Here is a 24366-nt window from a genome sequence, read left to right on the forward strand (position 1 = left end):
CTTATGATCCCCTTTATCAATAACGCTATGACAGGCCTCAGCGCTGTGTTTAAGGATGCAAAAAAGAGTCAGAACCATCTGCATCAAGAGCTACCCTACCGCCACTACGACTACACAGAAAACCTCTTCGACAATCGCACCTCTCGTGGCTTTGGTTTGCAAATCAGCGTGCTTGGCGGCGCAAATGACCAACTGATCATTTCACTCAACAACCTGGTGACGACCCTCCCCCAAGGAAAAAAGTGGGATTACCAACTTCAGCTCATTGGCCATAATCGGGTCGGTCACTACATCGATGCTAATGAGAAAGTGCTGGCGCAACGTGGCGGTATCTTGGCTGAAATGGCCAAGCGGGATGCGCAGTACGCTCGTTATGCTGCCAAACAAGGGTTTTTCCACCATCAGAAGAACAACCACTTCGACCTACGCGATTATGAGGCTTATTTCTTCGTATCAACGACCGGCAAAAACCCTGACGCGCTCAGAGACGTGCGAAGTGAGGTGGAAACGGCCTTGGTTCAACTCGGGTTTGACACTTTGACGGTTTACCCCGAAATGTTGTTATCGCATGTGGGTGACATTCTCAACTTTGACCCTGGGCAAGATAGACCGTTAACCCGCAACTACAACCCACTCGACCCGCTCAATCTCCAAGCCTTATCGCCCGATACCGAGTGCCTCATGCGCCGAGACCATTTGGCCCTTCGTCATACCTCACCAAAGGGCGAAGAGGTAAAGACCCGAGTGGTCAGCATGGGGCTGTCTAAGCTGCCTCATGACTTCAGGCTGTACGGACTCCCCGAATGCTTTGCCTCGATTCGCAATGTCAGCCGCACAATAGTGTGCCCGCACATGCTCACACTGAACTTCCGTTGTGAGCCGACAGGAAAACAAGAAGCCGATAATAACAACAAAATCACTGACCTAACAAAAACCGTTGAGTCAAAAATGGTGTTATTGGCGCCAACGGCTAAAGAGGAACTCAAAGAGCGAAAAGACATTCAGGCAGGACTCAACGGCAAAGAGTTTATTGTCACTTCAATGGCATTCACGCTTACGCTGTTCACTCAGGACACCCGGCAGCGCCAAGACGTCCAAGCCGCCAAAAACGCCTTTGAGGGCGCGGGACTCAACCTCATCACACTGAACATGCTGCAATCGCAATCCCTACTCTCTGTCTTGCCTTTCATGATGAGTGATGGGTTTTGGAATGACGCAAAGAAAGCGGGGCGAGTGCGAACGTTGAAAAGTTCAAACCTGGTGAACTTTTCCCCCTGGTGTTGGACTTCAAGCGTTTAAAGCCCGGTATGTTACTGCCGACCATGCGCCAACAAATCTCCTTCTTTGATGCGTTTACGTGTGGCAGTGATAACCAAAACATCGCGCTGACGGGGGGATCGGGCGCAGGGAAGAGTTTCCTGGTTCAAGAAATCGCGAGATGCGTCTACGCCATGATGGGCAAGGTTTGGATCTTGGACAAAGGGGAGAGCTACAAGAAGCTCACGCTCATGTTGGGCGGAACCTACATGACCCACCAAAATATCTACCTGAGCCCGTTTACACATCTAGGTAAGATCGCCAATGGCCAAACGTTTGTCGATGAGCATGGCCAAGAAGTCAACCCACTGGCCGAGGCACTGCATAACATCACGGCGCTGTTTACGACCATCGCCTCACCTTATGATCCGCTCACCAGTTATCAGCAAACCATTTTGGGCAGCGCCATCGTCACGGCCTGGGAACGCAACAAAACAACAACACGCGTCGACGATGTCCGAGAAGCGCTTTTGGAAAAATACCAAGAGCTCGAGGACATCCGTATTCGCGATATCGCCGTTCAACTCGAACAGTATTGTACCGGGGGGATCCATGACGAGCTGTTTAATCAACCTTCCATGCTCGATCCCAATGTCCACTTTACGACCCTAGAGCTTGACGGTTTTTCACCGAGCGTCCTACGCAGTGTGATTTTTGCTCTGATTGTCACCATCAATCAGCAAATGTACCTGTCTGGCAGTCGCTCTACTCCGAAAATATGCATCATTGAAGAGGCGTGGAGCTTACTTTCTGGCAGCAACAAACAAGCGCAAGAATTCATTAACCAAGGTTATCGTACCGCACGTAAGTTTGGCGGCTCCTTCTGCACAGTCACGCAAGGTATTGATGACTTTTTCGCCAATGAGGAAGCTAAAGCGTGTTACAACAACTCCGATATCCACTTCATTCTGCGTCAAGGCGAAGGATTCAATAAATACGTAATGGACAACCCCAATGCCTTCACGCGATTGGAAAAAGACCTCATTCAGCGCTTTGAGAAATCCTCCACCGCAGGGTACAGCAGTGTGCGGGTGAAAGCCGGTGGACACGTCTCATATCACCGATTTTTCGCGGATCCCGTCAAACGGGCCATGTATTCCACCGAGCCTAATGAATACGAGTACTGTGAAAAACTATACCAGAGCGGGATGACGATCAGCGACGCCGTTAACCAAACCTCAATGCACTTCTATGGAGAGCAAATCCGTGAATTCGAATCGCATCTTGCCTCCTTGTAGGCACACCCTGTGTCTCGCCTTAATCTGCACCACCACCATGGCCAGCTCGAAAGACTTTGGGATCATAGGACCCACCTTTCCAATCGGTGAAATAGACATGTTGCAATGGATTGAACAACGACTGAAACACTTCGAACGCACAGGCAAACTGGCGGATCTGCAAAACGAATTTCAAGCCAGAGTGAAACGTAAGGTCCAAAACCCATCGCCTCTGCCATTGAGTACCACCACCACGCCAGAAACGTTCTACGTTAACCCGAGCCTGACCTTTCCAGCACCAGTGCTCCATCCACAAACAGGCGAAATTATTGCGCGTAAAGGGCAAACCATCAATCCATTTGATAGCGCAACCTGGCCAACCAAGCACGCCGAGGGGTTTCCCAACGTTGAGCTATCCAAAGTGTTGCTGTTTCTCGATGCGCGCGATGCAAAGCAAAGAGCCTTTGCCAAGCAGTTTACCCACAAAAAGCCCATCAAATACATCCTAACGGGTGGCAATCTTGAGCAAACCGCGCAACTGTTAGGAGCACGGATTTATCACGCGCAAGACGGTTTTATCACCCACAAACTCCACATCAAACACGTCCCGTCACTGGCTTACCAAGAGGGCGTCCGTTGGCGGATTGATGAATTTGATGTGTCCTCGTTAAGTGAGGAGGATGCAGAACCTACGCCCTAAGGAGGCATCATGAAACCTTGGTTCGTTCTAACGCTGCTTCTCATCAGTAACCAAGCAACCACAAAGGGAGCCGCGTGTGTGAGTCGGTTCATTAACCCTTTAACCGATATCTGTTGGAACTGTTTATTTCCTATGACGATTGGTTCGGCAACCGTTGTGCCTTCACACTACCCTGACACCAATAACCCAGCCTCCCCTATTTCCTACTGTCCTAAGCCGCCGCCCATATTCATGCAAATCGGATTAAACATTGGCTACTGGGAGCCTTATGCCCTCACCGATGTCACTCGCGTTCCTTACTGCATGGTCAATATGGGAATAAAGCTGGGCGGCGCGAACCAACAGAAAATGGGCGGGCGCGTCACGGCAAGAGACAGTGACAGCAGTGATGGTGGATTTTATCACGCTCATTGGTACAGATATCCCGTCATTTGGTGGCTGCAACTGTTGCAATCCACCGCCTGTATGACCACGGATAGTTTTGATATCGCCTACATGACAGAAATTGATCCCCTATGGGGTGATGACGAACTCTCGTTAGTCCTCAACCCCGAAGCGCTGTTGTTTGGCAACCTGATTGCTCAGCTCGCGTGTGTGCCAGAGGCCATGCTTACCGCATCCAATACCACCTTACCGATGGATGCCCTCTTTTGGTGTCTGGGCGCTCAAGGCAGCGCCTATCCATTAACGGGAACAACCAACTATCGCGACACCCCAATCCAAGCAGGGACACTTATCATGGAACGGCTCAACTATAAGCTCCATAGACAGGGCATGATCATGGAAACACGCGGTGAAGATGGCGCCATCTGCTACCAATATCCCACCCCAATCCTGCCTAAATCTCGATACCGCTATCAAATGACCGGACCGATCCCAGATGCGAGATGGTGCCACCCCTATACCACCACCACAACCCTTTGGGAGTCGGGCCATGATAACCCTGTGACAGGGGATAACTTTGGGTTTGCTCAATGGCGAAAGCGAAACTGCGTATTTTTATAACCCTAAAGACCGACAAGCGCTCCCCTTTCGCCAATCAACGTCTTCGCCGCCTCAGACAACCGATCTGGTCAACCTGAGCATGGCCAGTGTCAAGGTGTGAATCAATCGGAGAACACTCATGAAAACGCTCATCTTGCCTTTATTGGCAGTCTGGTTCAGTGCCCAGAGCCAGGCTTATACAGAAGAATTGAACGTTTTGGCGGCGCGCGAGCATCCCATGATGCCCTCCCCTCCTGCGCTAAATGGGAGTAAGGTGTGGGATAAGGCCAGACAACATCAGCAAGCGACGACACAGTTGGGCCGACACATTCAATCTCTGGCGAAACCCAACGCCTTAACCAAACTGCTCAACACTCCGCCGCTGACCCAAAATCCCGACCGTGCGCCAAAAGGCGTGATGGTGTTTGTCTCCCTTACGATGCCAAGCCCCTCTCTGAAACAATTGCTCAAGCAAAGTGAACGAACGGGCGTCCCGATGGTGATCCGTGGTGTTCTGCCGAAAGGATTTCCGGCCACCACAGCGCGGATCAGCCAACTGATAGGCATCCACCGTAAGAAGCCCATCCAAGCGGGCTTTTCGATAAGTCCCGAATGGTTTCGGCGGTTCAATGTCGAACGTGTTCCGGCTTTCGTTTCTGTCAAAGCGGGCCGCTGTTTCCCCAAGCAAGCCTGCAAGCCCAAAGACTACGACATTGTCTACGGGAATCTCTCACTCTATCAAGCCCTCGAGGTGCTCACGCAAGGAGACACCGGAGAAAACGCGAGGGAGCTCTTGACAAGGTTAGAACAATGAACAAGGTACTCATTCTGGCCTTCGTCCTTCTGACAGTGAATGTGATGGCCAACCAAAAGCAGCCCTTCAATGAGTCGGCCAACTGGGCAAAGCAAACCGCCAAAAACATGCTAGAACCAAACCAAATCCCACTCGATGTGAACGACTACTGTCAAGACGCGAACTGCCGCGCCAAAGTGATCAATCCCGACGAAACATCGCTCAATGATGGCAATATGGAAACAAAGGCAGCCCAAGCCTTTGCGGCCAGTGACCTCGCTCAAGGTATCCGTAAGAACACCAACAAGAAACGTCCCGATTTTAGGCATGATGAGAGCCTGCGTTATGCACTCCTTGGTCAAGAAAACGCGTTTGAGATCAGCCATGGACAATCCAATAAGTACGTCAATTGCGAGCGCGATACACAGTGTTTGTTTGACGACGTCGAAAAAACATGTCACGCCCCAACTCATACCCCGGTCCCTTGTTATAAAACCCCTCGTTTCACACCGGAGATCATCGCCCCAAGCTACCAATGCGACGCAGGCCAATTAACGGGGCACCGCTGCCTGCGTTATCGCAATGAGTGTCGGTATAGTTCGCGCGACCGTTGGATCGTTTCTCATCAATGTCAATCAGCCACGAGGAACTATGGACTGTGGAACGGAAACATGGTTCGAGCCCCATTTTTCAAAGGCCGATTACGCACGACCAGAAGCACGCCGTGCGAACGCGGCGGTGCCACCGCCTCTTTCACCAGTTATGACATTTGCCGGCAGGTGGCTTATTACATCCCGGCCACTCCTGTCTGCCCTGCAGGCTATGGTCTCAGCGGCAATCAATGCGTTAAAAATCACGTTGACTGGCGCGTCGAATGCACCTTAATCAAAGCGTGTCAGCCCCTGAGTCAACGATGCATCGAGGGGGCCGCGTCTCGGATGATAAACGGCGTCGCGACCTACTTACCGTGTTGGAAATATGAAGTACGACATGAATGCGATTTACCGGATAACTGTGGCCAATACGCCGAATGCAAAGAAGACAAACGGGAATGCTGCCTCAAGCAAAACGGGGTCTGCATTGAAGAAAAAGTGACCCACACCTGTACTAAAAAAACCTGCCGCACAATGACACTGAACTGTGGAGAGCAATCCTTCTGTCTCGATGGGGAGTGTTACGACCCACTCCCAACCCTCAATCGCCACTTTGATCAATCCGCCGCCGCGTTAGCGGCGCTCGGAGAAGCAGCTAAAGGGCTCGGTGACCCACCAAACATTTTCTCGGGAGAGCCCATGCAATGTTCCAAAAAAGCGGCGAGCATCGCGAATTGCTGTCGGGATAGCGGTTGGGGCACCGATGCGGGTCTCGTGACTTGCAATGAAGAAGAAAAAGCCCTGATCCGCGCCAAAGACAAAGGACTCACGCTGTATGTGGGGGAATATTGCGCAGAAAAAATCTTAGGCGCGTGCCTGCGTAAAAAGCGCTCATACTGCGCGTATGACAGTCGATTGGGCAAAATCATCCAAGAGCAAGGCGCTATCAATCAACTCGGTAAAACGCTCGGCTCGGCAGAGAGCCCGACCTGTCCGGCCCTCACCCCAGAAGAACTCGGGCAAATCAACTTTGACCGCATCGACTTCAGAGAGTTTTACCCCGAGCTTCACAGCAGGATCCATCTCCCTGATCCGAATGTTATCAAGCAGCGGATCCAGAATTCCTTGTCGGGAGAGGCCAACTAGCAAGGAAAGACTATGATGTGGCAACGATTGATCGCACTGCTTATTGCCGTGTTTTATTGTCTCCCCACCGGCGGCCACCCAATACCGCCGGGTTGGCGTTTTTACAACGAACCCAAACCAGCCAACCCCGTCACGCCGAAAAAGTTGCCCGCTCCGATGCCGGCCAATACCACTCAGACCGTAATGAGTGCCACCGAGCAGCTAGAGTGGTTTAAAAAGCAGTGGAACGAAGCCAACGCCGCGGCCACCATTGACCCGAAAAACAAACAGAAGGTCAGGCGTTTTCTCGCGCTTAATCGCTACATTACGTCACAAACCGACCAAATAGGGATGACCTTCAAACAACTGTTGGTCGAGCACCCTGAACTGTCCTACACGCGAGAGCACCCCACCGAGCAAACCGCTCGCCAACCCTACCTTGCCGCACTGGAAACCAAGCATAAAAACACAGTGCGCGAAATGGCCAGGCAAGGATGGGGACTGTTTTTTGTTTATGAAGGACACGATGCCATCACGCAGCAGTTGGCGCCTTCTATGCAGTCTTTTGCGGACGCTTACGACTTAGCGCTACTCGGGCTGAGCGAGGATGACCAATTCATTACTGCCATCCGAGAAAACCGGCACAACCAGGGCAAGATAGCCGCCGATTTTACCCCGGCCTTATTCCTGGTCAACCCCAACACCAAAGAGATAAAACCGCTCGCTTATGGATATATCTCGCGCTCTCGGTTGCTGCAACGCTTCTACAACGTCGCCACCGATTTTTCACAATCCAATTACTGACCCCGGAGAGCCATTATGCGTGTCCTGTCGATCTTGTTTGTTTGGCTGAGCCTGACAGGCTCCTCTTCGCACGCGGCGAAGAACCATGAGTATGCGCTCGTGTTCCTGATGCAAAGCAGTTGCCCGTACTGCCACGTCGTGGCACCAAGCATCACCCAAGTATCTCGACAGTTAGGGTTAACCGTTTACGCCTTCACCTTAGACGGCGGTGGGCTGCCCGGCTTTCAGGTGCCTATCCCTGTCACCCAGACAATTCGAGAGAAATTCCTCAGCGTGAGCAATGTTGTGCCAGCGACCTTTCTGATCAACGTCAACAGCCAAAAATTCACCCCCATCAGCCGAGGAGAGGTGGATTACGCCACCCTGTACCGCGGGCTCTCGAACGCCCTAAACGATCCCGAAGTGAGGAAGGCGCTGCAATGAGTCCTGCCACTCGACATGTCCTCAAGGGCGCACTCACGCTCTTGATGTGTCCCTTAGCGCAAGCCAGTACCACCAGTTCGTTGCAACAGTTCTTCGACGATTCAGGTTACAACGCCAACGTCACCAACCCAATGGCTTATCAAGGGCAAAGTGCGAATTACTACAGCGGCGGCTCGTTATTTGTTCGCACGAAAATCGTCAATGCGCAATGGGTGAATGCCACGGTGCCCTCCGTCAGTGCCGGCTGCAGCGGCATTGATATGTTCATGGGGGGCTTCTCTCATATCAGCTCGGATGAACTGACCAAACTCGGCAAGGCCATCATTCACAACGCACCGCCGTTTATCGTGGATTTAGCCCTGCAAACGTGGGCGCCTCAGTTGAAACAAAACATGGATAAGCTGCAGGCGGTGGCCGATAAGTGGCTCAACCAATCGATCAATTCTTGTGAAGCCGCGCAAGCGACCATGGGCGGCTTGGCGGCCCTGACCGCCCCGGCCACGAAAAAGCATGTGTGCGCCACATTAGGCACGCAAAACAACGCCTTTGCCGATTGGGTCGAAGCGGCCTCAAAGTGCAACAACGATAGCACGGTCAATGGCCAACTTGACGCGGCCAACAATGATCCCGCTCTGAACGCGATGACCATGCGTAGCCACAACATCGTCTGGTCCGCCATCATGAAAAATGCCTACTTCAGTAGCGACACGGACCTGGCGCAATTTGCCATGAGCTTGTCGGGCACCTTTGTGTACGACAAAAATGGCCAGCCCCGTTTCTACCCTAGCCTGCTGACTGACGACAACAATATGGTCGATGCGTTACTCAATGGCGGTGACATCCAGCGCTATCAATGCGGAGACACCTCAACGGAAGGCTGCTTAACGCTCACAATGAGAAAAGTCACCATCCCGGCCGACACGGCATTTAAGGTTCAATTGCAAAAAGAGCTCGATACCTTATGGCAGAGCGTCCTGACCGACCAAGCCCTTGTCGACAAGCAGAAGGGGTTCATTGAGCTTATCCACACCCCCGTCTTGAAGTTTTTCTTCGACAATGCGGCGGTCGGTGCCGTGCCGAACACCCCGGCGTACGCCAACCTGCTCGCCATAGAACTGTTGAATCGCTACCTGACCAATACGCTGAATCTAGTCGAGCACGCCCTGTCGGCGTCCAACAGCAGCCTAGCCAATCTCGAAGCGATCAAGAACGATACGGCGAGAGCGAAACAGTTCATGGTTGGTTTAACGCAAGACGCGATGAGCTTGATCAACGCACAAAACGACTTGATTGCCGCGGAACGCGAGACACAGCGCACAGGCAAAAAGCAGCTGTCGAAACTCATTCCCCATCCCGAAGATTACCAGGACTGACCGATGGTTCTTGACTATTACACTTACACCTCTGGCGCGGTGGTGCAAAAAGCCCTCAACGCTGTCGCGGTGTTTTTTGCGACCAACGCGTTTGGTGACTACCTTCGGATTTGCATCATGCTCGGTTTACTGATCACCACCGCCACTTTCATGCTGAGCCGCAACCCGAGAGACATTGGCAAATGGATGGCGGTGTATACCTTGGTGCCTTTGCTGCTCATCAACATGAAAGCCACTGTCCTGGTGGTGGACAAAACTGAGCCCGGGCGAGTCTACAACGTAGACAATGTGCCCTACTTAGTGGCCCTTCCCGGCTGGTTTTTCAGTGGCATGATGGCGGGGTTTACTGAAGGCGTGGAATCCATTTATACCCGTTCAGACGATGAACGCTACGGCAGAACAGGCATGCTCTTTGGCTCCGAACTGTACCAGTTGTCCAGACAAGCCAGCGTGCGCACCGCCGAACTGAGTGAGCAATGGAACGACTACTTTGACAACTGCCTGTACCTTGATGAACGGATCAACAACAAGTTCACCTGGGATGAACTGTTTGGGGCCGAAGATATCTTTGCCTTTCTCGATACCATCCGACAGAGCCCACTGCGCGGGATGTACATTCAAGGCACCTTCCAAACCTGTGCAGCGGCTTACCCTGTGATTAAACAAGGGTTCGAGGCGGCTGCAGGCAAAGACATGACGCTACTCGCGCAGCACTTATGGGGCAAAAATGCCACTCGCTTTAAATCCCAAACTGATATCGCTCTGCAGCGAAGTTACCGTCAATTTGTTCAGCTCAGTCGAAGCGCGTCGAACATCTTGAAACAGAATATGGTGATGAACGCCATTCGTTACAGCATCGACTCGGCGGATCCCACGCAAAGCGCGTTAAACTATGCTTACACCGCCAATAAGTTACAGACGACGTCGATGTGGGCCTCGCTCGGTTTAATGGCCAAGGAATATTTGCCCATGCTGCAAACCATTATGTTTTTGCTCTTTTCCTGCTCAGCCTTCTTTACCGCGGGGGTGGCGATGTTACCGGGGATGACCGTGATGGTGTTAAAGAGCTACGCAGCGACCTTTTTCTACTTGGGGACATGGCCCATGTTGTTCGCCATCTTGAACGCGATTCAAATTTGGGGACTGGAGCAGATGAGCGATCCTATCGCCGGTCGCTTTAGCGGCCTTGCCCTATCCAACGCCAATGCGCTGGATGAGCTCCACAGCCGATTCTCCTACATGACCGGCATTTTGATGATGAGCGTCCCGGTCATCGCGGCAGGACTGCTCAAGGGAGGCTCGGCGGTGTTGTCCAACATGAACTACCAATTAGCCGGCATGATTAACGCCACCAACGCGCGCGCTACCGCGGCGGCGTCAAGCGGGAACATGGACTTTGGTAATCTGCAAATGGACAACCATAGCTTCAACAATACGGCGGCCAACAAGTTCGACGACAACACCTTAACCAATACTGGTCATAACTACACACAGAATGCGGACGGCTCTATCACGACGCAACATGCCGATGGCCGAACGACGTACAACGCGACCCCGGCGGTCAGCCAAGCTAACTTTCAAATGGCGATTCAACAATCGATGCAACAAGGTATGCAAGATAACTTGACTCACACACAACAATCGCTTGAACAGCAAAGTATGCAGCTTAGCCACAATATCAACACGGGCCTTGCTCAGAGCGATCGATGGGGGGAGTCTCTCAGTCAATCGCAGTCCTACGGCAGCGGTCATAGCAATAGCACGGAAGGGCAAATCCTAGCAGGCTACAACGAGATGCAGTCGGCGGTGAACAGCGTGTCTCAAGCGACGGGTTGGAGCCAGGAGCAATCGCAAGCTTACTTACATGCGACGAGTCTCAGTGCGAATGCAGGACTCCGCGTCGGCGGTAAGGGTAGCAGTGGCTTGCTAAGTATGCTTAATGCCGGAGTGAACGCGAGTTCACGTTGGTCCGCCGAGGACCGTGACAGCTTCTCTAAACAAATTAGCGAGAACCAACAAGCACTGGCGCAAGCAACCCAGCAGTACACTCAAGGCGCCAGCACCGTGACACGCGCCGCGGAGCAAGTCGATAACAAGCAGCAGCACAGCGATGTTGAACACTATGCCAAAGACTTTGCGGTCAACTACCAAGACGGCAAACACATTGCTTCACAAGCTGCGAAAAGTGAGTCGGACATGCTCGCATACAGCCAAGCGCTGACGCGTATGGAAAGCGACTCTGCCAGCTTTACTCAGAATCACTTGATGGGCTTCCAACACTTCTTAGAGAATCAAGAACTCAACGAAAGTGACATTCAACGCTTAATGACCGCTCACCGCCCTGAAGACCTACAGGAGGTTAAAGATCGTTATGGCCAGTACATTCAGACCGAGGCGTTCAAAGAGCTTTCTGAGGTAAGTGGTTCAAGGACGGAAATAGAGCAGGCTTACCAAGAGAGATATGACTCTGATAAACCAGTGTCTCATCCCGTGCCTGAATTCACCCCGATGCAAACCAAGTTGATGCAAGCCGCAAGCACCTTAGCAGAGCTCAAAGCCGACACACTGCGAGAGCAAGGCCTGGCTGCACGCACACCTTGGGAGCATTACGATGAAAAAGCGTTTCAGGAAGTGACACAATCGGCGCAGCACCAACAATCACAAACTGAACAGCAAACCACTCGGCCTGTAGAGCAACGTGCTGATCTGACGTTAAAGGAGAACGTGGAGCAAGAAGTCGGTCAAATGAAAGACACGACCCCGGCAGTCTCTTATACACCTGACCAAAGTTATCCCGTAGTGAGTGCTTATACTTACCATTATTCAACCGATGAGACTAAATCTAACGCCAACAGCAGCGACCAAGAAGGGCCCATTTCACTCGCCAATGACCCCAATCACGGCACATAAAACCCTGTTCACGGTTTTCGCAATACTAAAAGTAATCCATTATTCTAAAGCTGTTCACTGTTAATCCCCGAAATGTAATACGGGGTGAAAGTTCCGATCACACGATCTCATTTCTGAAATAGTTACATACAAATCAAGCTTATATATTGTTATGATGCTGCGGACATATGTAACGGTATGAGCATAAATATGATTATAAAAACTTTTATAGCCAAGAACGTCCATGGCTATCTTGATTTTGATATCAAGTTTAAGGATGACATTAACTTTCTAGTTGGGCACAACGGGAGTGGTAAAACAACCGCCCTAAAACTTATAACTGCATTACTGACACCAGACTTGGAAGCTCTGGTTGACATACCTTTCGACTCCTGCATTGTCGAGTTTTTCAACCCGAAAACAGACAAACTGAGTAGCATTAAGGCATCAAAATCAGAATTTGCTATAACAATTGCAAGCTCCCTTTCTTCAGAGTCCATCGAGTACCCAATTGATGAAATAAGGCATTCTCACTTTGAGGATGACAGTATGCTCGATGAAATTAGTAAGTTAGCGAACCCTGTCTTGATAACGTTAGATCGTAAGTTTAATAAACGTAAGTATTATTCTAAAGATATTCGTAGCTCGCACTTTAGAGTCTCGAGTAACATATTCTATGACGAGGACAGTAAAGATCCTGAAGATACTCTCACAGTCGTTAAGGATCTAATACAAGAAGAAGTTGTTCGTGTACAAAGACGACGAGCTCAAGAAGATGTAAGGTTAAAAGATAAAATATTACTAGACGCGTTTAATGTTATTGACTGCTCTGGCGCCTCATTCCCTCAGAGCTCTGCGTATAATAAAGACGAATTGAGTGAAAAGAGAAGTCTGATTCTGTCTACGCTTGAATCTCTCAATCTTAGAGATAAAAACTTGCAAGAAGTTCGGGTCGCGACCGATAACTTTTTCAATGAGTTGTACCGCAATATTGATGAGTTCCATGCATACGAAGGTATAGATAACAGCGAGAAGTTTTCGAACACAAACTATATGGATGCAATGAGCTTTCTTTTCTCTAACCGTGCTCAACTTATTCGAATAGATAACATGGTTAAGTTCATTAAAGAATCTCATCAATCTAAGTCAAAACTATACACAAAAATTGATCTATTCGAGAATATAGTTAACTCATTTTTTCGTCAAACATCAAAGCATATCTCTATACGCTCAGGGACTCTAAAAATAAACGTGAAAGGGAGGGATGTTGAAGTTGACTCGCTCTCTTCCGGTGAAACTCAAATTATCACTTTATTCGCTCACATAATTTTCAATAGGCGACTACTTAATAAAGCTAGCTTTATGATCGATGAGCCTGAGCTGTCCTTACATTTGGCATGGCAAGAAATGTTTGTTGATTCTTTAAAACAAGCCAATGAAAACCTACAAGTCATACTTGCTACGCATTCACCCGCAATTATCAAGGGGATGAACAGTCAGTGCGTATTCGTGAACAATAATTCAGAAGGCTTAGTAAGTTGATTCCACAATATAAAACTGAATACATGTCAAGTGTTGGTTTGTTATATAGGCAATTACAAGATGTAGAAATCTATGTAGAAGATCAAGACAGCGAAGTATTCTACTGCAACCTTTTTACCAGATTATTGCAAGGCGTAGCATCAATCAAAAAAGTTATTCCTCTCAACGGCCGAAAAAACGTAATTGATAGTGCTAAGTCTGAGCCAAATGATAGTCCAAAAGTCTTTATCATCGACGGCGACCTTTTCTGGTCTTCTCAAACATTCGTGAATGATAATGACCGTTTATACATACACGACTTCTACTGTGTTGAAAATGCATTGTTTTGCGCTAATGCCGCTGCGAAAATTGTTCAAGAGTCTCTAGGTAATGTGACATTTGAACAAGCTAAAGCCCTGCTGAAATGGGATGAATGGGTTGAGGAAATATCTCCTCATCTTATTCGGCTTTTTGTTCTTTTCAGTGTTTCTTTTAAATTGAAGCCATCAGTAAAGACAACAAGCCGAGGGTTCACTTCTATTATAACTCAACCAAAGAATGGGCTTCCCAAATTGGATGAAGCCAAAGTTGAACAACAATACCAAGAGGTACTAGAGGCTTTGCGCTTGGATTACACCGATGAACAGATTGAATCTGAACTCGCAGATGTTCTAGGCTTTGCGGAAGAGCACGATTTACGTATTGTATCCGGCAAAGATTTTCTGGTCCCACTGATGTGTTTTAAAATTAAAGAGGTGTGTGGGATCACCTTGTCTGTGAACTCAAGGAACTATCGGTTGTCTAGTCATTGTGACTTAGACTCTTTAGAGCCACTTAAGGAATTTATCAGTCGCATAATTGCCCGTTATAAACCGTCCCATTAATTCAATTGCCCCCGTGTAGTTCGGGGGCAATTGCTTAGAGTGATGCGATAATACGGGCGAACTTTAATAGCTTGGATATCGTCTTAATATCACGTTCATATTGAATTTCTATCAACGCTATCCCTGTGAGTATTTCTTGTGGTGAAACTAGACGCCCTGTAGGAAGTTCAAGACGATTGTTGTTCATTCTAAAACCATACCACTCGGTGCTTTGCCCTAGTTCTAGCCGTTTGTGCATTCTCATGAGTCTTTTACACTCTTTAGGTATGACCTTACCTCTATCCCACTCCTTGATGGTTCTCACACTTTTGAAACAAAGTTCAGCTGTCTGTTCTACAGACAATCCACATTCAAATTCACGAAAAATATAGTTTTTGGTCATTTCGTGATACTTCATGATTCACTCTCTCAAAACCGAAAGAGTTTATAAATCTATAAATTATGGTGATACAAGTTTCATTGAACATAAACACGCAAAGTGCGCACTGTATGAAGACGTATTAATTAGCGAATTTGCCTTATAAAAAGTTATTCATGAATTGCTAATTTAAAAAATACTGGCAAGAGTTTGTCCAAAACCAGGCTCAGTAATTATTGTTTCCTTAAACCATTTGCTTGACCAGCTTACAGGCAGCAAAGTTCTAAGCTTTATTGTCCTCCGGCAACTACCGTTCACCTAAAGTGAGGCGAGTTAAAAACAAGTTATTTGTCTCCATGTACTGTTTCTCGTCTCTCTCCGAGGTGTTTTTGTCTATAACAACCTAACCTCCCCTTACCTGAAAGCGCCTATCTTGGCGCTTTCTTCGCTATTGTACATCGGACAGGATTCGCTTATGAGTTTTCAGCACACAAGTAACCATGCTACTCGTGGTGGACAAATCACCTTTCACACCATTCACATGTTCTTTCAGGTGCACTCTAAACTGGGCAAATACCTTGTGTATGCTGTCGCCGCTTTGACTTTACTCCTTACTTGGTTAAGAGCGCCTGATAATGCTTGGTGGGCGATCTTCTACACAGTGCGAAACCATCTCTACCAGGGTTTTGGCATGCAAGAAACCGCCAAAGTGACCACCTTCTGGAATGGCCAACGCTACGTCAGTACGCTTGGGCTGCAATTGAACAATACAGAGCTAGGCACATTATATGATTCTGTTATTCATCAAGTGCAAATCAATTTTCTCATCGCTTTCTTTTCCGGTTTAGTGCTGTTCATCATGGCCACACGATACTTCAAAGCTCAAGGTGAGAAAAAAAGCCAAGATAAACACATTCGGGGCTCTCAACTGGTCGAACCGAAAGCTCTGAGCACGGATCTCAAGCAACGTGCTAAGGAGAAGAAAAAACGGGGTAATGGCAACGGTAAATTGTCCGATTTTGTCATCGATGGCATCGCCCTATTCAAGCACGATTTTGAAGTACAACACGTCGGTCTCAAAGGGACAACAGGGGTGGGTAAATCCGTGGCCATTCGCAAACTTCTGCGCTGGATACGCAAGCGTGGTGATAAGGCCATTATTTACGATAAAGGCTGCACGTGTGTCAGCAAATTCTACGACGAGTCTCAAGATACCATCCTCAACCCTTTTGATGAGCGCTGCCCAGACTGGGATATTTGGTGTGACGCAAAGGAAGCCCCCGACTTTGAAAACATGGCCAACGCGTTGATACCGCAACACGGTGAAGGCGATCCGTTTTGGGTCGATTCTGCGCGAACCATTTTTTCGAGTACGGGCTATCGCATGAAAGACGACCAGGACGACAAGCGGTCCACCGAACGCTTACTCAACCTGATACTCGCTTCAGAACTCGAAGAGCTCGGCAGTTACTTACACGGGACCGAATCAGCGTCGCTGGTCTCTGACAAGATCCAAAAAACCGCCATTTCGATCAAATCTGTTCTGGCGACTTACATCAAAAGCCTACGCTTTCTTGATGGGCTCAATCGAGAAAATGAAGATGGCCAACCTGAACGTAAAAAGTTTTCGATCACGGACTGGATACAAGATGACAACCAACGCGGCTTTTTGTTCTTATCCAGTGCCGCTCGCCAACACGCCTCTTTGCGACCGCTTATTTCGAGTTGGTTAGCCATCGCGTCCAACGCCATATTGGGGTTAGCAGAAAACCCAGATCGTCGCATTTGGGTGATCATAGATGAAATGCCCAGCCTGCATAAACTTCCAGAACTTGGGGAAATCATTGCTGAAGTACGCAAGTTTGGGGGTTGTTACGTGATTGGCCTTCAGTCCTACGCACAATTAACAAAAACCTATGGTAAGAACGCGGCGGAAGAAATGAACGACTTGCTGAACACTCGTTTCTACTTCCGTTCCCCCTCAAACGCCATGGCTGAAATCTCGTCTAAGGATTTAGGCGAGCAGGAAATTGAGCTGTCGAAAGAACACATTTCTTACGGTGCGAACCAGCTCAGAGACGGAGTATCACTTAGCCATGAAACCCGCACTCAACGCCTTGTCATTCCCAGTGAGCTTCAGTCGCTCGATGATTTGCAATGTTATCTGCGTGTACCAGGATCTTCATTCATTACCCAACTCGATTTGAGCTATGACCAAATGAGGAACATCGCCTCACCTTTCATCAAGCGCGAATTCCCCCCCTCCCCTGGGATGTTAGAAGCGTATGAAAAAGCCGTTTATCTCGAAACCGTAGTACCTGGTATGGCACTTCCAGAGTCAGAGAAAAAGGTCTTGTGTGCAATTCAGGCCTCACAGTTTGACAGTGAAGATGAAATGAACGTCGAAGCGTCTCAAATGAACGCGGCGCTGAAGGGGAACACTGTCAATAGGCTCAAAAAGCAAGCCCGACGTGGTGATGCCGAAACCGTAGAACAAGATACAAGTACCCAACAAGCCACATCAACAGCCACTCAAGAGCGAATGAACAAGGAAAATGACGGCGCTTCAACCAGCAAGGGGGGAGTCAATGACATTGAATTGTACGATTAAATACGCGCTATCGCCGCTTTTGTCAAAGGGGAAACGCCCCGAATTAACGCTCTTCATCATCAATGACGGTGACACCCTCAACGATCCGAGTGCCGTTCACTAACCTGACTCGAAGCTTTCTGGTTATTAAGGAACTCTCATGCTATCGATTACTGCCCTCTCTAACCCCAAAAAAAACGCCGAGTATTATCTCAATGAAGAAAAGCACCACGACCTTCCTAACCTTTCTCTGGAAAAAGGAAATGAGGACAATTATTACCTTAAAGAGAATAGTGACAACCGAAATACCCAATGGTTAGGAGCCATCGCTCGACACTCGGGAATGGAAGGTCAAGAAATCAATCAAACCACTTTGGAAAAAGCCCTGCAAGGACATTGGGGAGAAGAGACGGTTCACGGCAAACGTGATAAACACCGACCTGGCTTTGACATCACCTTCTCTGCCCCAAAATCGGCCAGCCTGTTAGCGCTCGTTGGCGGAGATGAACGTCTACTCAATGCCCACCATCAAGCGGTGAAGTTCGCACTTTCGGAACTGGAGAAAGACGTGGCTCAAGTGAAAGGCACCGATGAACAAGGTAAGCAAACCTTCGAAAACACCGGACAAATGCTCTTTGCCGCCGTGCATCATAAAACCAGTCGTGAAGACGATCCGCAACTGCATACACACGCACTGGCCGCGAACATGACGCGAGATGATGAAGGCAAACTGCGCGCCCTTGCGTCGTGTTTACGCCAGAAAGACGGAGTCATTAATGGGTCATCGGAACGGCTCTATGCTTCACAAAAATATTACGGCATGCTTTATCAAAGTCAGTACGCCAAGCTTGCTGAACAAGCCGGCTACACCATCAGAGGTACAGGCAATGGCCAATTTGAAATCACCGCCGTTCCTGACAATGTCCTAACCCTCTTTTCGAAGCGCCAGCAACAAATTGAAGAGAAAGCCCAAGAGCTGGAATTTAATTCATTGGCAACTCGGGACTTAATCGCGAAAAACACCCGCAAGCCCAAAAGTTATGCCAGTGGCTCCTCCCTTCACCACAAGTGGCAACAAGAAATCAAAGCGACGGACTTTGATATTCACAACGTGGTCGCTCAGGCTAAAGCCGGAGGCGCCATGGCTAAAGTGCAAGTAACGAAAGGGGCCCATCTTCACGCAACCCTCGACCGCACCGTTAATCATCTGGTTCTGTATCAAAGTGCCTTCTCACTAGAAACCGTTATTGAAAAAGCAGTCTCTGAATTCAGCATCGGTGGGGAAGGCAACGCTATCGATCTTAAAGCCGCTGCTGAAGAAAAAATCGCTAAGGGTGAATGGGTGAGCCTAGACAAAAAAGGGCAATACACCACCCAAGCGATGATTGAAACAGAAACACGCCTACTCACGGCAACCGAAGGTCGCTCGCAGCACATGCGAATTCACCCGAACCAAACCGCCCTTGATGACTTAAATCTGAGCAAGAACAGTACTCAGAAAATCCAAAACATCCTTGCGTCCACTAAGCAGTTTCAAGTCGTGAATGTGTTTGGCCCAACTGAATCGATCGCTTCGCACCTCCAACATGTTGGAACGCAATCTCAAAAGCGCGTCCATCTAGTCTCTTCCAACAGCGCAGACCGAAAGCGCGGAGAGAAAAACGTCATTGCGCAAAATCACCGTGTCAGTGACTGGGTGAGAAACTACTTCAACTCGACACAGCATCACCATTTGCAAGCGTTCTTATCTGGCGACACCCCATTTACCAATAAGGACGTCATCCTGATCGATAACGCGCACAAGCTCAGCGCCACTGATTTACTGGCCATTACTGAGCAAGCGCAAAAGTCCAACACGAAAATGGTTTTCCTGAACAGAACATCCGCGAGGCAGGGTTTCAAATCACACTCGGCAATGACCCTGTACAGCAAAGGCAACGTCAAAATCACACAATGGGTGAACCATCGATGGACCAGCACGCACGTGCAACTGCATAAACAGGACGCCCTCCTTATCGCCAAACACTACGCCGCGCTTTCCGACAAATCCCACACTCAAGTCTTGGCCACTTCACAAAAAGAAATCACCACTCTGACTCATGAGATCAGACATACCCTTCAGAACGAAGGGCAGCTTGCCCAAAGCGAGATCAGCGTGGAAACCCAAACGCCTGTTTCACTCAATGACGCGCAACGCGAAGTGGTCGCTCACTATCGTACTGGAATGACGGTGAAAAGTTGGAAAGACAAGCAGCCATCTGAGTGGCTCATTTCTGGCCTATCCCGAAAAAGCAACACCATCGATCTCATGGACAAGTCAACGGGCGAGGTCAAGACATTCAATGTCAAAAGCGCGGTATTTAAAAAGCTTAAACCTCAGCTCTTTGAGTCAGGAACGATCAACCTATCAGTTGGAGAATCGATTGTCTCACTCGGCCGTCACTTAGCGTCTGGGCTGAAAGCCAATACACCATACTCCGTTTCCCAAGTGAAAGGCGACACCTTGACACTAGAAACCCCAACAGGTGAAACGCTCGAGACAACCACTAAAGCGCTGAGAGACAGCCCAATTCAGTATGGGTATGTGCAACGGGCCAGCCAGCTCGACCCAGACAAAAGTCATGTGATGATTTCAGGAAAAAGCTATGCCTTCACCAGCACGCTTATCGACGAAATATCGCAAAATGGTCAAGCTCTGGATATCTACACCGACAACAAAGTGAAAACGGAGCAAGCAATGCAGAAAATGGAGCATAGACCCTCGGCCATTACTCGGGTGTTAGAATCCAGCGTAACAAACGACCGTTTTGTTACCCACCACACGGCGGAAGAGATTCAGCGGGATGTCTGTTCGGCGTTGGCAGAACGGGCAGTGGAACTGCCTGTCATCGAGCGCGCGGTGAGTTTTGCGATCCACCACATCAGCGAGCGTGAAGCCGGATTCACGCAAAAGCAACTCGTAGAAGAAGCAATTCGCTTCGCTTTTGAAGAAGCGGGGCAAGCGGTGACGAAAGAAGACGTGGCGCAGCTCTTGAATGAAAAATCGGAGCTCCTTTCGGCTGAATATCAGGATGGCACACGTTGGACAACCCAGGCTGCCATCGAGACAGAACACACGATCATCGAAACACTGAAAAAGGGCCAAGGACAAGTCATCCCCTACGCCACTCCCGACGACACACAACGCTTCTTATCTGAGCAAACGCACCTGACCCAAGGCCAAGGTGACGGCGTCACATTAATAGCCACCACAGAAGATCGCTTTGTGGCCATCCAAGGTTTAGCAGGGACAGGGAAATCCACCATGCTGGAAACGGGCATGTCACTCGTCAAGCAAGCGCTGGGTGCTGGCACCACCTCACCCAACCAGATCATCGGTCTGGCACCGACCCACGCCGCCGTCTCCGAACTCAAACAGAAAGGCATCGAAGCCCAAACTCTGGAAAGCCTACTGTCTGATGTCCGCCGAGGGACCGTCGAACCCGAGCAGTACCGCAATGCCCTTTTCCTCCTTGATGAAAGTTCGATGGTCAGCAACCGACAAGCGAAAGAGTTTGTGGATATCGTCACCGAAGCCGACGCAAAAGCCGTCTTCTTGGGGGATAAAGAGCAGCTTCAATCCCTGTCTGCGGGTAAGCCGTTTGAGCTTGCCATTTCTCAAAGCGCCCTCAGAGCGGCCTTTATGACCGATATCGTTAGACAGCAGCAGGCGACGCTTCAGGGCGCGGTCCATAACATCATCGACAAGCAACCAGAAAGCGCCTTGGCCAAACTGGCACAACAGGCCACACAAGCGGAAGGCACACACAAAAGTGAACATGTGGTTTCGACACTCAACGAAGACGCCAAAGATAAGGTCAAAGCCCAGGAGGAAGCGACCCAAATACTACCGGGTTGTGTGGCTCAAGACTACCTCGCTCGAACCCCTGAAACGCGCAGCAACACACTCATCATTGCTTACACCAACATCGAGCGCGACCAGATTGCCTACCAAATCAGAACGGGATTGATCAAAGAGAAAACCTTGGGATCAGAAAACATTGGCGTCCTTCGCATTCGTCAGACAGGGGCTTCTAGAGAAGAACTCTCGACGATGCTGCCCTATCAAAAAGGCCTCATCGTTTCCACCAAACCAGGAGACTACGCGACGATAGAATCCGTTGATAAGGAGAACGGCGTCGTGATGTTGCGCGACCCAAAAACGAACCAACTGAGCCCTTTTCTGCCGCGTCACCGTTCCCACCAGTTTACCAACGTGTTGGCGGTCAGCATTCAACCCATCTCCGTTGGAGAAAGCATACTGACAAGATTTACGGACAAGAAGAGAGGAATTGTGGCCAACCAGACCTACACCGTCACCACGGCATCGAGCGGTTTGATAGAGGCACAGAATGTGGAAGGACAACGATTGTCTCTCGACCCCAAGTCGTTAAGCGATGGTCACTGGGACTACGCTTACACAAAAACCGCCGATATGGCACAGGGCTCAACGTACCCCCACGTGATTGCCGCGGTAAAAGGGAAAGGCGCGCTCACTGACATTCGCCGTGCAGGTATCGACCAAACCAGGGCGAGCCAACATATCAGAATCTATACTGACCACCCCAAAGCGATGCTGAAACAATGGATCAACCAAGACACCAACAAAGCGAGTGCCCTGGAAACCCAACAAGGGAAAACGCCGGTTATCACGCAATATTTCAACGACGCCCCCCTACCCAAAGAGAATCCCAAATACCACGATATCAACGGTGAATTTGATGCACATTGCTTCTCTGAACACATCAAAGAAACCTTACCCAAATTTACCGAGTCATTGGCGATACATTTGCTTGGCACACCGAATAAGAGCCTGTCCAATAAGCATACCATGGTATTCGGCCAAGGTAGAGAAACGACTGAGATACAATTAACCGGGGAGTTTAGGGGGTATTTCAAAGATAACGTGACGGGCGAGCGAGGCGCTTTAATCAATTTATTGATGAGTAGAGAGAACATAAACTACAAGGCGGCTTTGTATCAGGCTGACAAGCTTATAGACGACAAGGACAAATATGGCCTCAGCAAGAACCCTGCGCATGACCAATTAACCCAAACCTTGACGGATAAAACGGCAAAATTTATTGGTTACGCGAAAGAATACTGGAACCAGTCGATCCCCATAAAAGGCACGCCAGCGGAAACACTTTTAAATTCGAAGGCATTCAACACGGAAGAAAAAACAAACATTCGGTTTCATCCCGCCGTCTACTCTTCTGAAACCCAGGCAACCTACCCGGCTATGCTGACCCATATTCACGATAAAAGAAAGCGCACGCAAGGAATAGAAATTACCTACCTTAAGAGCGATGGATCTCTAGCAGACTTAGGCGTCATTTCTCGAACGCTTGGTTATAAGGCGGGTAACTATACTGAATTTCATCAAGGTAAGGAGGCGAACACGAGCATCATAACGAATACGCTTTATGAGGCATTCAATATCCAGAAAGCAACCAACGGCAAATTTGATATTTATATAGTCAATAATCCAAAAGACATCGTCAAAATGCCTGATGAAGAACTGAGACAACGTGTGATCATCGCACTGGAAAGTAAAGAGACTGTCTCTGGCTATCACATTGATAAAATCAAATCGGCACTCTCCAATAAGACACTGTCATTTATCGATGGGAAAGACATTCAAAAAGAGATGAATAACGAAGCGTTGAATCACTATAAAGATATCGTTAAAGATGATATTTCAGGCAGTGAACGTAAGTTACCAGAAGAGCAATCTAAACAGACATACCGATTAAAAGAACGCTTTGAGACTCTTAACCGCAACCCATATGAACCACCACAAAAAGGAGAGGTTGATAAAGATTTCACCTTAGATAGAGAGCGATAAATAAGGGAGCTTCGGCTCCCTTTTTTATTTCGCCAACCACTCTTTGACCTTTTCCACCACACCATCAACGATGCCCCGTCTTGTTTCCGCAGCCTCCACTTCCACCTGTTTCATTTTATCCCTATCGTAAGTTTGGCCATGAACCATATTAATCACCGCCCCACTCTTTTTCGTCTGAATATAGATTTCTTCAAGCAGTTGCCTGTTGGTGACGCCCTCATCATCGTTCTCCAAGATACGCAAAGCGAGGTCAAACAGGTTTCGCCCCGCCTCTGCATTACTCGTGATCTGTTCTTTCTTCATGTACGCATAAAAGCGTTGTTCGAGCTCCTTAAGCGGAACTTGAATGACATTGGGACGACCCATGAGCGCCTACTCCTGTATCAACTCGATGTACTAAAGGTGTACTAAATTGCATGTCGTCTCTCTTAACGAGAGAAACACTGAGTGTACTAACATCTAGTACACATTTGGCACCGATACAACTAAGCGCTTATAAAACAATGCTATAAGTGTACTGATTTTTTAATAGAAAACGCCCTAAAATACAGGGCATCAACGTCTAGCCCTTGATACATAAAGGATGAGTACGAAATTAGTACATTGACAGTACAAATGTACTAAGAATAAAACAAAGAATGAATGTAGATTTTAAAAATTCGAAAATCGATAAGTCCAATTATTGAAGGGTTGTAAATAACTGATATTTTTAAAAACTCCTCACATTTGAACATCATTTAAATGACAAAGTCATTTAGCGTGGTGTGTAGTGAAGATTAAGAAATACAGTGACGCTTTTCTAGAATATTTTCCTATCAGTTTTTGTTTTCGCTAAGAGTCTAAATTATCGGCGAAAAATGCCCCTACTGAAAGGGGCTGGGGTGTATTTTTGACCACACTGTTTTTAC

14 protein-coding genes and 1 pseudogene are annotated in these 24366 nt (G+C 48.7%); 13 read left to right on the forward strand and 2 right to left on the reverse strand.

Going from position 1 to position 24366, the window contains the following annotated elements; all coding sequences use genetic code 11:
• Nucleotides 1-3 precede the first annotated feature (3 nt).
• The 11 genes and pseudogenes from traC to ZX61_RS13465 all read left to right on the forward strand — a co-directional run bounded on the left by traC (nucleotide 4) and on the right by ZX61_RS13465 (nucleotide 14623).
• Nucleotides 4-2555 (forward strand): annotated as a pseudogene (traC, locus tag ZX61_RS13415) (type IV secretion system protein TraC).
• Entirely contained in the window at nucleotides 2509-3234 is a 726-nt protein-coding gene (traW, locus tag ZX61_RS13420) for a type-F conjugative transfer system protein TraW (protein WP_071881328.1), read from the forward strand. Before traC ends, traW begins: the two are co-directional and overlap by 47 nt.
• A 9-nt stretch (nucleotides 3235-3243) precedes the next feature.
• Entirely contained in the window at nucleotides 3244-4239 is a 996-nt protein-coding gene (gene traU / locus ZX61_RS13425; protein ID WP_049845141.1) for a conjugal transfer pilus assembly protein TraU, read from the forward strand.
• Nucleotides 4240-4357: 118 nt separating this feature from the next.
• A complete protein-coding gene (gene trbC, locus ZX61_RS13430) occupies nucleotides 4358-5032 on the forward strand; it encodes a type-F conjugative transfer system pilin assembly protein TrbC (RefSeq protein ID WP_049845142.1) in 675 nt (224 codons plus the stop codon).
• Nucleotides 5029-6750, forward strand: coding sequence for a type-F conjugative transfer system mating-pair stabilization protein TraN (traN, locus tag ZX61_RS13435; protein ID WP_049845143.1), 1722 nt, complete (start codon nucleotides 5029-5031; stop codon nucleotides 6748-6750). The genes trbC and traN overlap by 4 nt, the downstream gene beginning before the upstream one ends.
• Before the next feature lie 12 nt (nucleotides 6751-6762).
• The gene (gene traF, locus ZX61_RS13440) at nucleotides 6763-7533 is read left to right on the forward strand and encodes a type-F conjugative transfer system pilin assembly protein TraF (protein WP_049845144.1); all 771 of its coding nucleotides are present in this window, start codon (nucleotides 6763-6765) and stop codon (nucleotides 7531-7533) included.
• 15 nt (nucleotides 7534-7548) lie between these two features.
• On the forward strand, nucleotides 7549-7956 hold the full coding sequence (gene traF / locus ZX61_RS13445) for a conjugal transfer protein TraF (protein WP_049845145.1): 408 nt from the start codon (nucleotides 7549-7551) through the stop codon (nucleotides 7954-7956).
• The gene (locus ZX61_RS13450; RefSeq protein WP_049845146.1) at nucleotides 7953-9329 is read left to right on the forward strand and encodes a conjugal transfer protein TraH; all 1377 of its coding nucleotides are present in this window, start codon (nucleotides 7953-7955) and stop codon (nucleotides 9327-9329) included. The genes traF (ZX61_RS13445) and ZX61_RS13450 overlap by 4 nt, the downstream gene beginning before the upstream one ends.
• Before the next feature lie 3 nt (nucleotides 9330-9332).
• Nucleotides 9333-12239: a conjugal transfer mating-pair stabilization protein TraG gene (gene traG / locus ZX61_RS13455; RefSeq protein ID WP_082173489.1), complete on the forward strand. Its 2907-nt coding sequence runs from the start codon at nucleotides 9333-9335 to the stop codon at nucleotides 12237-12239.
• Nucleotides 12240-12428: 189 nt separating this feature from the next.
• A complete protein-coding gene (locus tag ZX61_RS13460) occupies nucleotides 12429-13760 on the forward strand; it encodes an AAA family ATPase (RefSeq protein WP_049845147.1) in 1332 nt (443 codons plus the stop codon).
• Nucleotides 13757-14623: a DUF4435 domain-containing protein gene (locus tag ZX61_RS13465; protein ID WP_049845148.1), complete on the forward strand. Its 867-nt coding sequence runs from the start codon at nucleotides 13757-13759 to the stop codon at nucleotides 14621-14623. The genes ZX61_RS13460 and ZX61_RS13465 overlap by 4 nt, the downstream gene beginning before the upstream one ends.
• A gap of 34 nt (nucleotides 14624-14657) precedes the next feature.
• Here the strand turns inward: ZX61_RS13465 and ZX61_RS13470 are convergent, their stop codons facing one another.
• Nucleotides 14658-15020, reverse strand: a complete 363-nt coding sequence (locus tag ZX61_RS13470) for a phage protein (RefSeq protein ID WP_049845149.1) — start codon at nucleotides 15018-15020, stop codon at nucleotides 14658-14660.
• Between the two features lie 436 nt (nucleotides 15021-15456).
• Between ZX61_RS13470 and traD the strand changes: the two genes are divergently transcribed.
• Nucleotides 15457-17592 carry a type IV conjugative transfer system coupling protein TraD gene (gene traD / locus ZX61_RS13475; RefSeq protein WP_049845150.1) on the forward strand — a complete coding sequence of 712 codons (2136 nt, stop codon included), beginning with the start codon at nucleotides 15457-15459 and terminating at the stop codon, nucleotides 17590-17592.
• A 139-nt stretch (nucleotides 17593-17731) separates the two neighbouring features.
• Nucleotides 17732-23458, forward strand: a complete 5727-nt coding sequence (traI, locus tag ZX61_RS13480; protein ID WP_049845151.1) for a conjugative transfer relaxase/helicase TraI — start codon at nucleotides 17732-17734, stop codon at nucleotides 23456-23458.
• 24 nt (nucleotides 23459-23482) lie between these two features.
• Here the strand turns inward: traI and ZX61_RS13485 are convergent, their stop codons facing one another.
• Nucleotides 23483-23824: a hypothetical protein gene (locus tag ZX61_RS13485; protein WP_049845152.1), complete on the reverse strand. Its 342-nt coding sequence runs from the start codon at nucleotides 23822-23824 to the stop codon at nucleotides 23483-23485.
• Nucleotides 23825-24366 lie beyond the last annotated feature (542 nt).

It is taken from the genome of Vibrio sp. VPAP30 (assembly GCF_001188205.1).
In the GTDB taxonomy this organism is placed as follows: Bacteria; Pseudomonadota; Gammaproteobacteria; order Enterobacterales; family Vibrionaceae; genus Vibrio; species Vibrio bivalvicida.